Origin of the sequence: Mycolicibacterium sphagni (assembly GCF_002250655.1) — a bacterium.
Classification (GTDB): Bacteria; Actinomycetota; Actinomycetes; order Mycobacteriales; family Mycobacteriaceae; genus Mycobacterium; species Mycobacterium sphagni.
In genome coordinates this window covers 79,168-91,291 of record NZ_NOZR01000011.1, presented here as the reverse complement: position 1 = coordinate 91,291, position 12,124 = coordinate 79,168, and the positions used below count along the sequence as shown (strand labels likewise).

General features: G+C 64.9%; 10 protein-coding genes. 7 read left to right on the top strand and 3 right to left on the bottom strand.

The window, feature by feature from the left end:
• Positions 1-12: 12 nt before the first annotated feature.
• Together CG716_RS14840 and CG716_RS14835 are read right to left on the bottom strand one after the other, a co-directional pair.
• Positions 13-447 (bottom strand): SRPBCC family protein, encoded by a 435-nt coding sequence (locus CG716_RS14840; protein WP_094480835.1) that lies wholly within the window; start codon positions 445-447, stop codon positions 13-15.
• Positions 444-779 (bottom strand): ArsR/SmtB family transcription factor, encoded by a 336-nt coding sequence (locus CG716_RS14835; protein WP_094480833.1) that lies wholly within the window; start codon positions 777-779, stop codon positions 444-446. Before CG716_RS14835 ends, CG716_RS14840 begins: the two co-directional genes overlap by 4 nt.
• A gap of 80 nt (positions 780-859) precedes the next feature.
• Here CG716_RS14835 and CG716_RS14830 point away from each other — a divergent pair, with 80 nt between their 5' ends.
• The 3 genes from CG716_RS14830 to CG716_RS14820 all read left to right on the top strand — a co-directional run bounded on the left by CG716_RS14830 (position 860) and on the right by CG716_RS14820 (position 4,295).
• Positions 860-1,603 carry a DUF899 domain-containing protein gene (locus CG716_RS14830; RefSeq protein ID WP_094480990.1) on the top strand — a complete coding sequence of 248 codons (744 nt, stop codon included), beginning with the start codon at positions 860-862 and terminating at the stop codon, positions 1,601-1,603.
• Between the two features lie 113 nt (positions 1,604-1,716).
• A complete protein-coding gene (locus CG716_RS14825; protein WP_165774155.1) occupies positions 1,717-2,943 on the top strand; it encodes a lipase family protein in 1,227 nt (408 codons plus the stop codon).
• A complete protein-coding gene (locus CG716_RS14820; protein WP_234817857.1) occupies positions 2,940-4,295 on the top strand; it encodes an alpha/beta hydrolase-fold protein in 1,356 nt (451 codons plus the stop codon). The genes CG716_RS14825 and CG716_RS14820 overlap by 4 nt, the downstream gene beginning before the upstream one ends.
• A gap of 65 nt (positions 4,296-4,360) precedes the next feature.
• Here the strand turns inward: CG716_RS14820 and CG716_RS14815 are convergent, their stop codons facing one another.
• The gene (locus CG716_RS14815) at positions 4,361-6,343 is read right to left on the bottom strand and encodes a hypothetical protein (RefSeq protein WP_094480827.1); all 1,983 of its coding nucleotides are present in this window, start codon (positions 6,341-6,343) and stop codon (positions 4,361-4,363) included.
• 400 nt (positions 6,344-6,743) lie between these two features.
• Here CG716_RS14815 and CG716_RS14810 point away from each other — a divergent pair, with 400 nt between their 5' ends.
• The 4 genes from CG716_RS14810 to CG716_RS14795 are packed head-to-tail and all read left to right on the top strand — an operon-like array spanning position 6,744 to position 12,047.
• The gene (locus tag CG716_RS14810) at positions 6,744-7,913 is read left to right on the top strand and encodes a hypothetical protein (RefSeq protein WP_133066946.1); all 1,170 of its coding nucleotides are present in this window, start codon (positions 6,744-6,746) and stop codon (positions 7,911-7,913) included.
• A gap of 15 nt (positions 7,914-7,928) precedes the next feature.
• Entirely contained in the window at positions 7,929-9,107 is a 1,179-nt protein-coding gene (locus CG716_RS14805) for a hypothetical protein (RefSeq protein ID WP_094480823.1), read from the top strand.
• A complete protein-coding gene (locus CG716_RS14800; protein ID WP_207760688.1) occupies positions 9,094-10,446 on the top strand; it encodes an O-antigen polymerase in 1,353 nt (450 codons plus the stop codon). Before CG716_RS14805 ends, CG716_RS14800 begins: the two co-directional genes overlap by 14 nt.
• Positions 10,447-10,472: 26 nt before the next feature.
• Complete coding sequence (locus CG716_RS14795) at positions 10,473-12,047, top strand: glycosyl hydrolase family 28-related protein (RefSeq protein WP_165774154.1); 1,575 nt, start codon at positions 10,473-10,475, stop codon at positions 12,045-12,047.
• The last annotated feature ends 77 nt before the right edge of the window (positions 12,048-12,124 follow it).

The window sequence follows — 12,124 nt, the reverse complement described above, 5'->3', positions numbered from 1 at the left end:
TTGCTGAACCGGTCAGCCGGTCAGCTTCCCCGCGAGTTGGTCGAAGGTGACGATCCAGCCAGTGTGGAAAGACTCGAATTCGGTTGGCGGCAGAAGGGAATGCTCGATGGACATCAACGTCTCGTCGGTGCCCACCGGTTCGAAAGTCACCGTGACAATGCTGGCCTGCGTCGGGTCTTTCCACGTGGAGTTGCTCCAGGTGAACCGCAGCCGACGGGGGCGCTCGATGACCAGGAACTGCCCGCTGATAAGCACCCGGGTGCCCGAGTCGTCGACGTCAAAACGTACGGTTCCCCCCGCCTGAGCGTCGACAGAGACGTCGATGACGCGAACCGGGTGCGGACACATCCACTCCTTGAGCGCTTCAGGATCCAGCCACTCGTCGAAGACCAGCGCCGGCGGGGCGGGCACGACACGCTCGACGACCACGGTCGCCGTGTCGCTCATCGAGTGTGCCCCTTCTTCCGGCGTAGTCGCGCGGCAAGAGCATCAGCGCGCGCCGACCAGAACCGCGTCTGCTCGTCGATCCAATCCTGCGCCGCGGCAAGGCCTTCCGGCCGCAGCGACACCCAGTGTTCGCGGCCCCGCACATCGCGCCGGATGAGCCCGGCCGATTCCAGCACGCCGATGTGCCGCGACACTCCGGCGAACGTCATCGGCAGCGGGGCGGCGAGGTCGGTGATCCGGGCGTCGCCCTGACGCAGCGCCTCGATCAGGTGTCGTCGGGTCGGATCGGCCAGTGCCGCATAGGCGCGGTCCAAAACCTGATCTTCAACCATCTTGTTGACTATAGACCCACCCCGTGGTTCGCTGGCACTCAAATATTCAATCCATTTGTTTAATGTTCGAAGGGAGCGCCGTGACCATCCCCGACATCGTCTCGCCCGCGGAGTGGGAGGCTGCCCGCCAGCAGCTGCTCGCCAAGGAGAAGGAGCTGACCCGAGCCCGGGACGCGCTGGCCGCCAAGCGCCGGCGAATGCCCTGGACGCCCGTCGACAAGGACTACGAGTTCGACGGCCCGGACGGCACGATGAGTCTGCTCGACCTGTTCGGCGGCCGACGCCAGTTGATCGCGTACCGCGCGTTCCTCGATCCAGGAGTGCACGGCTGGCCCGACCACGGCTGTGTCGGATGTTCGTTGATGGCCGATCACATCGGCAACCTGGCGCACCTGAACGCCCGCGACACCACATTGGTCTACGCCTCCCGGGGTGTTCAGGCCGACATCGTCCGGATCAAAGCGAGAATGGGCTGGGACATCCCCTGGTACACCATGCTGCCCGGCCCCGACAGCGCATTCGACGTCGACTTCGGCGTAAGCCAATGGCACGGCACCAATGCCTTCATCCGCAACGGCGATCAGATCTACCGCACCTATTTCATCGACAGCCGCGGTGACGAGATCTTCGTCAACACATGGCATTTCCTCGACATGACCGCGCTGGGACGCCAGGAGATCTGGGAAGACTCGCCGCAAGGCTATCCCCAGAGCAAGCCGTACGAATGGTGGAGCTGGCACGACGACTACCGCGAGCACGTGCCGTCGCGCTGGTTCGGCGACCCCCAACCCGACGACCCGAACGATCCGCGGCCGTCGCGCTAGGGTCCAGGCGACAGGGTGTTATCCCACGTCAGACCGCAGAAAGGCCGGTTGCCGCCACGGACCGGCGCGCAACCCGCAACGGAACCCTGACGGCGACCACTACCATCTGGTTCGTGCGACGAATACTGGCGGCCCTGTCCATCCTGATGACCGTCGGTGTCATCGGTACGGCCTGCGCTGGCCGCACATCGCACTCCACCACAGAGAGCGCGCCGCCGGAGAACTACGGCGATGTCGTCACCAGCGACTCGGCCACAGACCTCGATCCGTCGCTCCAATCCGCCGTCGGGTGGGCGCAACGGTTCACCTACAACTCACGCTCGGGAGTCAACGACAGCACCACGCACGTCACGGGAATCTTGTTGGTCCCCAAGGGAAGCCCCCCTGACGGTGGGTGGCGGATCGTCGCGTATGGCCATCCGGCAACCGGTTCTCTGCCCGGGTGCGGGCCGTCGACCTCGCCGACGCTGATGGATTCCGCGGCCGTGGTCCAACAACTGCTGCAGGCCGGCTACGCCGTGGTGATGTCGGACTACCAGGGACTGGGCAGCCTCGACAAGATTCGGGACCGGCCGGGCCGAGACGCTTACCACCCCTATCTCGACTCGACGACCGTCGGCTACAACATGATCGATTCGGTACGCGCGGCCGGCCATCTGATCGACCGCGCGGTCGGTAAGGCCTCCACATCCTGGCTTGCGCTCGGAATCGGCGAGGGTGGACAGGCAGCCTGGGCCGCCAACGAACTAGCAGCCAACCAGGGCTGGAACCTGACATTGATTGGCGCGGTCGCGATTTCCCCGGTAGCCGATATCAACGGCCTGGCCGACGCGGCGCAGGCGGGCACACTGAACCCAGCACAACAACTCGGCCTGCAGGCATTTCTCAACGGCCTGGAAAATTCCTATGCCGACGACTTCCACGTCGACGACTATCGCAGCGGGATTGTCGCGCAGAAGTGGGATGCGCTACTGGCCTGCGACCCGGCGGGCCTTGAGGAACGCTCATCGATCGCCGGCCAGATCACCCCCGACGACCTGAAGCCGCACTCGGCGGCCGCACTCGCCGCACTCCGCGGCTACCTGAAAAAGGCGAGCCTCCCCCAGGGGCCGACTCAGGCTCCGATGCTGGTCATCTACGGCGACCATGATCCACTGATGCCGACCGCATGGACCGAGGCAGCGCTTGACCGCGCCTGCAAGATGGGTGACGTCATCACCATCCGGCACCTGCCCGACGACGCACCCGACCCGCTGGACATGCCCGCGGCGCTCGACTGGATGAGCCAACGGGTGAATTCCATTCCAGCACCGAATGACTGCGGAGGCCGTGCATCGTGAGCTTGACGCATGGCTGGCTGTTGATCGCCGTCCAAATCATTGCCGGGGCGCTTTTGGTCGCAGCGATCGGGAGGAGATCCACCGGGTGGCTTCGCCTCTGGCTGCCGGTCGCCTTGTTCACCGGCGGGGCGATCGCGGCGTTCGTCTTCTGGTTCATCAATGACCAAGGCTGGTCACAGGATCCGCCCCCGGTGATCTTCTGGATATGGATCGTCGGCACCGGGGTGGCCGTCGTCGTCTTGATCACCGGATGGCGCAACGCAGGATGGCCACGCCGCACTGCGGCTCTGGTTTCCGTTCCGATCTGTCTGCTGTGCGCGGCCTTGGCGGTCAACTGCTGGGTGGCCTACTTCCCCACGGTGCAATCCGTCTGGGACCGTGCCACCGGCAACGAGCCTGCGCGCTGGATCGACATGTCGACTCTGGCCGACATGCAGCACAACGGGGTCGTCCCCACCCACGGTGTCGTCGTCAAAGTGACCACACCCGATACCAACTCCGGCTTTTCGCATCGGCAGGAGTACGTCTACCTGCCACCGGCATGGTTCAAGACCAACCCCCCGCCGCAGCTTCCGGCGGTGATGATGTTCGCCGGCGAGTTCGGCCGTCCCGACGACTGGCTGCGCTCTGCTTTCGCGCTTGAAACACTGGACGATTTCACCGCGCGGCACGGCGGCAATGCTCCGGTGGTCGTCTTCCCTGATGCCGGCGGACAATTCAACAACGACACCGAATGCGTCAACGGGCCACGCGGCAATGCTGCCGATCATCTCATCAAGGATGTTGTGCCCTATGTGATCTCGACCTTCGGCGTGAGTCCGAAACCGACGAACTGGGGAATCGGAGGCTGGTCATCGGGAGGCACGTGCGCACTGATGCTCGCCGTCCAACATCCCGAGATGTTCAGTGCCATCCTCGATATCGACGGTCAGCTCGGGCCCAACGCAGGAACTCACGACCAGACCATCGCGCGGCTGTTCGACGGCGACCTCGACGCGTGGAAAGCCTTCGACCCCCGGTCGGTGATCATTCAGCACGGTCGTTATGACCAGATGGCGGCGTGGTTCGCGGTATCGACGGATACGTCGCCCGAGTACCACAGCGGCGACCACACCGGTCCGCCGCCCAACGCCTCACCGGACTGGGACACCAACTCCGAAGACCATGCGGTGATCGCGCATTCGCTGTGTTCTCTGGTGGGCGGCTACGGCATCGAGTGCTCGGTGGTGAGCACTCATGCGTCGCACGACTTCGCCGGAGCGGCCGATGCATTCGCCGAAGCGCTGCCTTGGCTGGCAGGACGAATCGGCACCCCGGGCGTTCGCCCGATCCCGATGCCCGGAGCCAGCTAGCTTTCCCCCGGTCGCTTCGCTCCTGCCCGCTACGCCGTTTCCCCCGGTCGCTTCGCTCCTGCCCGCTACGCCGTTTCCCCCGGTCGCTTCGCTCCTGCCCGCCGGCGACGGAGCAGGGTCAACCCGACCGCACCGATGAGCACCACGATAAGAGCGGCGCCGATGCCGATCCACAGTTTCAGGTGGCTCACCGGGGCCTGCGCGACGAGGGCGTTGTCGTCCTTGCGGATCGTGAGGTCGGTCGGCGTACCGGTCGCCCCCGCGGCCAGCACATCCCCCGTCAACTGCGACCAGCCATTCGGCAGCTTGTCGATGTAATCGAGCAGCGGGTTCACCAACGCCCACGAATCCGTGGTCGTGATCAGCAGCACCGTGCGGTCCCGCGGCGTATCGGCAAACGCCTGAACCGACCCGAGCCCCTGGCCGATGTCGGCACGAAGCTGGGAAGACAGATCGACGGTGATCGCCGAACCATCCCCGGCCAGTGGCGGATTCAGCGACGTTTTCTTCAGCGTCGCCGCGTTCGCGAGGATCAGCGCGCCCAGTTTGGAGTCGGCCGCTGAGGCGACATCGACCACCTGCGGGGTCAACGCTGCGCTGGTCGCTTGCGCGATGCGGGCCACCACCCGTGCTGCGAAGCTCAACTGGTTGGGGCTGGTGCCGTCCAACGCGACCACGAAATTGGGGCTGAATTCCGATGGGAGAGCGTCGAAGCCACCGGGCGCGGGTCCGCCGCGCCGCACCGTCAGCGTCGAGGCGGGGTCGACCTGGAAGGTGATCGGCGCGATGTACGGCGAGCACGGCAGATGCGGAACGTACGTGATCGCGATGTCCAGGTTCATCCGCTGGACGATCGCTGCCGCGGGCAGCGTGAAGGTGCCGTCCACTCGGCCGCTAGGCCCCAAGGCCGCGGTATAGACAGCCTGGCCGTTGGCGCTCACCACGGCCGTGGCGGTGTCGTCCTTGGAAACCGGGGTGTGGTTGGCCAACAGATGGACCTTCACGTCGTCGACGCGGCCGCCCAGCTGAGCGAGATCGACGCCGACAGACAGGCCGCCGCGGCCCAGGATATCGGCTTTGCCCTGCATGTTCAGCTGGTCGAAGGTCAACGTGTCGCCGGAGTGGGTGCTCCGCGAACCCGCTTGATCGACACGGGCGGCGGGCACCTGGACCAGCGATTGCACGCCGTTGGCCAACAAGGACGCCTGCGCGCTGAGCTGATCGTCACGGCCGGAGACCCGAAGGAAGGCATTCGGTGCGCCCGGGTTGGCGACCTGCAGGCCGGCCGGGCCGCGTTCGACGACGACGGCGCGGGCCAACGGCCCGGCAGGCGGCGGCGCCGCGCCGCGCGGCTGACTCATGGCGGTGATGCTGAGCTGCTGAGGCTGGTAGAGCCGGGCCAGGGCCGCCGTGATGGTCAGCACGGCCTGCTGTTCGGCCTTGTCGGCGTCGGTGGGCGCGTAGATGGTGACCTGTTGCAGCACCGGCGGGAAGAACGTCGCGACGGTAGCCGGCGAGGGGTCGGCACCGGTGAATTCGGTGGCCAGGTTGGTGAGTCGCAGTTGCAGGGAAGGGCCGCAGAGCAGTGCGCCCGCGTTGAACTGGCGCACCGACACCGATACGCCGACCGTCGTCCCCACCGCGTGCGCCGCGGAAATGTTGATGTCGAACGGGATCGGCACTGCGCCAGAGGCCATCGGCGGGAGGTCCACCGCACCCAGGAATGTGCCCTGGTCGTCATCGACCTCCAGGTAACCCGGGCCGAGGTTCACCTGCGGCTGGATGAGTCCGCGCAGTCGCGCCGCCGTCATGCCCGTCGGCAACGGGACTCTGAAGTCCTGCTTGTTGTCGATGTCGGCAAAGTTGATGACCCCGGGCAGACCCAGCGCGGGCCAGGTGAGAACGACCGACGAGGGGCTGTTGGGCGCTTCGCTGTCGGCGCTGAGAGGGTCGGCATGCGCGGCGGCAGGCGTGACGATGGCTATGACCAGAGCCACCGCCAGCAGCCAGGCGGTTGACACAATGTGGAACGCGGGCCGTTGTTCCATGTCACCCACTTTCACATCGTCTCGCCTGTGGTCCGGATGTGCGCCGGTGTTTGGACGATACCGGCGAATAGCGGTGCTTTGTGTAACGACCCGAAACCGTCCGGTCCCTAATTGATGGAGTGGGCCGCCGGTGGGAGCCATGTATCAGATTGCAACCTGAACGTTTGGGGTGTGCGGCACCGATTACCGTTACTATCGCATTCTGATTGGGAGAGGACGGAGCGCCGCGAACGTGTCTGCGAACGTATCGAAGGCGTCAGCGTCCACGTTGCTGACGATATCCGCGCTAGAAACGCGCGCCTGGATCGCAAAACTCACGGCGGGCGCAGCGATAGGTATCTTCGTCGGCGCGGTCATTGGCGGCATTTTCTTCAACACATTGCGGTCACAAGAATCCGCGATGGCATTTATCCGAATAATCCCGCCAGCCGACTTTGCCGCACTCGCGGCAAGCGCGAACCAGGTCACTCCCGACCCGTCGGACAACTCCGAGCAATACGTCGCCGGCGAAGTTAGCTATCTGTCCGGGGACGGGTTCGCCCGGTCCATCGGCCAAAAGCTGGGCAAAACAAAGCCAGCCGAGTTCACGGTCTCCCAAGAGAGCAAGTCCTCGGTGGTGTCCATCGGCAGCAGCGCTCCGTCGGGCGACGAAGCTATCCGCACCGTGCAATCGGTGATCGATCTGTACGGGGAGCAACTGCAGCAGCGCACCGATCAGCAGATGCGGCTCGTCCTTCCGCTGCTGGATCAGTGGGAGCAGTCCAACGCCACGAATCCCCAACGGGTCGGCGACATTCAGAGACTGCGCGAGAACATCCGGGTCCAGGCAGCCAGCGCAAGCACTGTCCAGGTCCTGCAGCCGCCAATGCTCGACCCGGTGAGCTCCCTGCGCTGGGCGATCGGATTGCTTCTCGGCGCGTTCGGCGGCGGCGCGTGCGCCGTGCTGTTCCTGATGGCCCGCAGACGACGGGCCGGCCGCGGCTCTGTGGTCATGACGGTCGCCGACGCCGTCGACGATGTGCTCGTTCCCGCAGTCGATCTGCGCGTGACATCGCCGGGCAACCTGGACAGCCAGCAGAGTGCGCTGGCTCGATCCCTGTATGCGCAATGCCCGTCGGCCGAACCACGCCGCATCGCCGTCGTGGGCGTTTCGTCGTCGTCGGGGTCCGACACCATCGCGTCACTGCTTGAACTGGCCGCTGCCGAACGGGGTCCGGCGACCCTGATCTCGGCGGCAAACGGCGGCCCAACCTCGCTTCCGCAGACCGACGAGGACACCACCCTGATCATCGATACCGGCGCGCTGGGGCTGAGCGCGTTGACACCCGAGGCGATTCGCGCCGCAACCGACATCGTGGTCGTGGCCAGGGTCGACACCGACACGGTCATCCCGGCGATGGCCGCGTGCTCAGCGGCCGCTGCCGGTGACGCGCCGGTGCTGGCGCTGTTCACCCACCGGTCCTGGCACTGGCAGCAATGGACGACCCGGAAAGGGCGGGCCGGCTCCCACGCGCGCCGCCGAACCACCGACGACACGGAGCCGCTCACCAGCGATAGCGGCCAGGTGTGAGCCCGGGCCGGCGGCATGCCTGACTACAGGAAACATACGCAGGCTGCGGTTCAGGTAGCCGCGGGCCTGGCGCTGAATGTGTTTCCCGCGATCTTCATCGCCGTCTACGCCCGAATAGCCCCGATCGACAGTCAGGGATTCCTCGCGCTGTCGCTGACGGTCGGCGTGTACATCGCCCAGTTGTTCAACGCGTTCATCGTCGAGGGACGGCTGGCCACCCCGGACGCCGACCACGACCTGTGCCTGCCGTGGTGGGTGGTGGTGTTCGCCATCGCCTCGGCCGCGCCGCTGATCCTCGGCCCACCTGTGGCCTCACATGCGGTGCTGATGATCAGCTCCACCGGGGTGATGTCGGGTCTGCTCATGTCGAGAACCATCGGCGTCGTCAGCGGCCGTTGGCAGCTGGAAGCCCTTGCCGCAACGGTTTTGATCGTCGCAGGGGGGTTGGCGCTCGTCCTTGCCCAGCACCACAACACCCACAGTGTGCGCGTGCTCGCGGTCGGAGCGATCCTGGCCGTCCTGAGCCGGACCTGGCCCCGCACCCAGGTCGGCGGCTGGGGTATGCCACCGGATTTGCGCCGCTCCAGCTGGGTGACGGGAGAGACCGCCGTCGTCGGCATCCCACAGCCCGCGATCACGTCGATCGTCCTGGGCACAATCGGGCCGGCGGCCTCGGTGGCGTTCCGCGTCATCTCCACGGTGTCGGGGGCGCTCGAACCGATCCTGTCCTACGGCAGATATCGGCTGCTGGCGCACGGGCATCGCGGCGAACTCAAGATCTTCGCGGCACTGTTCTTCCTCGGCCTCATTGCGGTCGCGGCCGCGGCATTCGGCGGTTTCGGCTCCCTGATCTTCGGGCCCGCGTGGACCTACGTCGGCGCAGCCGCATTGCTGTTGGCCTTCGGATGGAAAGTGCTGATGCTGGTTTCGACTGTGCCGTTCGCCGCACTTCGTAAGGCCGGCGAGACGGCACTGGTGTTCTGGATCCGATCTGCCAGCACGGTGATCTACCTGATCCTCAGTATCGGTTTCCTGTTGATCTGGCACAGCAACACCGCGGTGTTCGCCGCCTTCGTGGTTGCCGAAGCGATCACGGCGATTGTGTATCACCTGGCGGCGGTCAAAGGCGCGCCGGAATACTCTGTCGACTTCGCCTTCGCGGGCCGGTCTCGGGGCGGCGATGACAACGACTGAAGCAGCGCCGGCCCGCCAGGGCGAGGGAGTCCTGGCGCCGTTGCGTCTGCAATGGTGGGTCACCCCAGCGGTTTTCATACTCGTGCCCGTCGCGATGTCGTTCCTCGCGTGGACCATCTTCGCGATACTCGGCGAATTCGGTTACATCACGGCCTTCCGGGAGATGCTGACGGGTTTCGCGGTCCCGGCCACCGCCAGTCTCGGTGGCATCGGCCTGCTGCTGTTCTGGTATTGCGCGATGGTCGCGACGTCCACGCTCGGCTGGCGGCTGGGCGCCGATCGATTCATGCCTGTACAGATCGCCGCTCGAACGTCCACCAAAGAGTTCGAGCGGCGCTATTTCTTCCTCGTCCTGGCGACGGCGGCACTAGGAGTCGCGTACTCCTACTACAAGATCGCGAGCCAGAAGTCGATCATCGACGCGCTGGCCAACCAGTCCGGCAACGACTTCACCAAGTCGCTGTCCGGGACCGCCGGCATCGAAACACTAAGGTACGCAGTCATTCTCGCCGCTCCACTGGGGATCCACCTGTGGCGCCAAAAGGTCGTCAAGTGGCCATACATGATCGCCAGTGTTCTGCTCATCATGGGCAACTCGCTGATCGCGTCGCGTTTGTCACTTCTGATGGCCTCTGTGGTGTTCCTCATCATCACGGTTCGATCACGATCCGGTGCACCCAAGACCCGACGGCGGTCCAACCGACTGGTGCAATTCATCGCCATATTGCTCATCGGCTTCCTGGCGCTGGCGGTGCTGAACTTTTTCCGCAACGCGAATTACTACCGCGAGGCGGGGGTCACCAACCCCGCCGCGATGAACCTCTATCAGATGGGCACATACCTCGCAGTCCCTGCCCAGGTGACGCTCGGTGTGGCCGACGCGGTTGCCGGGGGCAGGTACGTCGTGAGCGGCAATCGCATCGACTCGCTCGACGCGGTCCAACCGACGTTCCTGCAGTTCAAGAAGGTCAGCAAGGATGACAGCTGGAAGGACGCGGTTTATTACCACTACTCGGTGAAGTTCGCGTCGAGCTTCTTCACCAACTCGGTGTTCGCCGACACCTACGCCGTCTTCGGGGTGTGGGGGTGGTTCTACACGTTCCTGCTCTACGGTGCGGCCGGCTACGCGTTCGCGCGGATCATGCGTTACGGGCCCGTCGTGGCCGGTTCCGGCGGGGTGCTGGCTTACTGTTTCGCCGAAGTGTGGCGGATCCAGATCGTCAACTACGGCATCGTCATCTTTTTGCTGTTGTTGACCGCCGGATGCGCGGCGCTGGCAATCCGTTGGTCCGCCCGCTCGCAAAAAGCCGATACCATTTCAGTACGGGGGCCTCGGTAGTACGCGCGAGCCGGCAGGAACAGATCATGAAGATGTCCAGGAGACGACTGTTGGGGTGTCTCCCCGCCGTCGCTTTGCTGGCAGCTTCTCCTCTCGCCCAGGCGGGTGCCACCGTCGATGTTCGCGACTTCGGCGCAGTCGGCGACGGCGTCACCGATGATTCGGCGGCGATCCGCAACGCCGCCGCAGCGCTGCGATCGGGAAAAACCTTGTGGTTCCCCAAGGGCAGCTACCGCTTCGCCGAGCAGTACCCCCAATCCGGGGCCGCGGTGGCCATCAACGGCCTGTCGGATTTCGCCGTCGATTTCGAGCCGGGCGCCGAGCTGCTGATGGACAATATCGATCCCGAGCAGGGCGTCGGCACCAGCCACGCCATCCTCATCACCGGCGCTTCATCGCGAATAATGCTGCGCAACATCACTATTCGTTGGGCCAAGCAAAAATCTCGGTCCCACGGTGACGGAATCCGGATTCTCGGCTTCCCAGGCGACGCCGGATCCAAGCCGCCGGACTGGACGGGGTCCAAAGGCACGGTCCACGGCGTCAGGATCGTCAACTGCAGCATCGAATCAAGCCCCCAGGCCGGCGTCATCTTTATCGGCGCATCCGACATCAACGTCAGCAAACTGGTGGTGAAGAACACCCAGGGCGACGGCCTGCATTTCCACGCGTGCCGCAAAGGAGTGATCGACAACTACACCGCGATCAACACCGGTGATGACGGGCTGGCGTTGGTGTCGTACTACACCGACGGATTTTCCTACGACCCCACGTCCGACAACTTCGCATTCTCCAATCTGGGGAATTGGTCTATCGCTGACTTCGACATCACCAATGTCACGGTGCGAGGCGGTCACGCCAACGGCGTGAGACTGGCTGGCGCCAACGGTGTTTCAATCACCGGGCTGAACATCTCCGGCGTGCACACCGGTGCCGGAGTCATCTGCGACTCCTCTGCACCCGGCGTCGATACCGGCTGGCACTACGTGGCGGCCCGCGGGATCGAGCTGAAGCAGGTCGACATTGAAAACTGCGACACGGGCCTGCAACTCCTGGCCCGGCCGAACACGGCCACCGACTCGCGTTTCACCGATTTCGACGTCCACGTCTCCGACGCAGTGATCCGCGACTGCGACAACTGGTCTGTGCGCATGGAGTCCCTCACCGATCAACGCACGACGGGATTGCGTCTGGATTCGGCAACCGTGGTAGCCCAGTCCGACAGGGACGGCAAGGGCGGCGTCAGCCTCGAGAACACCCACAACGTCAGCATCGGGAACCTGTCCATCCAGCACACGCTGCCCGTTGTCATGTTCTATGCCAATAACAGCTCGAGCCTCGAACTCGGCACGATCCACATGACCGTCACCGACTCGGCACAGCCACGAGATGCGTCGACGCCAGGGTTGAACATCCAGAATTCGACGTACACGATCGGTGCCATCGACGTCGATCGGCCGGGCTCCCCGCCCGATTGGACGCCGATTCGGCTGGCCAAAGAGACCGCCACATGCAACATCGGCGCGGCAGGGTCGCCAGCAACGCTCGGAACGGTCGCGGTGCGGCCGGCGTCGATACAGCGCTGGATCACCAGCTGCTGACACAACCGCAATAACGCCCCCGCGTTGACGCACCACGCTACGATTTCGCTCAGAAACGTAGGCACTACGGGGGAGAA

Coding starts and splice junctions, on each gene's coding strand:
- CG716_RS14840 (WP_094480835.1), bottom strand. CDS start 447: ATGAGCGACACGGCGACCGTGGTCGTCGAGCGTGTCGTGCCCGCCCCG.
- CG716_RS14835 (WP_094480833.1), bottom strand. CDS start 779: ATGGTTGAAGATCAGGTTTTGGACCGCGCCTATGCGGCACTGGCCGAT.
- CG716_RS14815 (WP_094480827.1), bottom strand. CDS start 6,343: ATGGAACAACGGCCCGCGTTCCACATTGTGTCAACCGCCTGGCTGCTG.
- CG716_RS14810 (WP_133066946.1), top strand. CDS start 6,744: ATGGCATTTATCCGAATAATCCCGCCAGCCGACTTTGCCGCACTCGCG.
- CG716_RS14805 (WP_094480823.1), top strand. CDS start 7,929: ATGCCTGACTACAGGAAACATACGCAGGCTGCGGTTCAGGTAGCCGCG.
- CG716_RS14800 (WP_207760688.1), top strand. CDS start 9,094: ATGACAACGACTGAAGCAGCGCCGGCCCGCCAGGGCGAGGGAGTCCTG.
- CG716_RS14795 (WP_165774154.1), top strand. CDS start 10,473: ATGAAGATGTCCAGGAGACGACTGTTGGGGTGTCTCCCCGCCGTCGCT.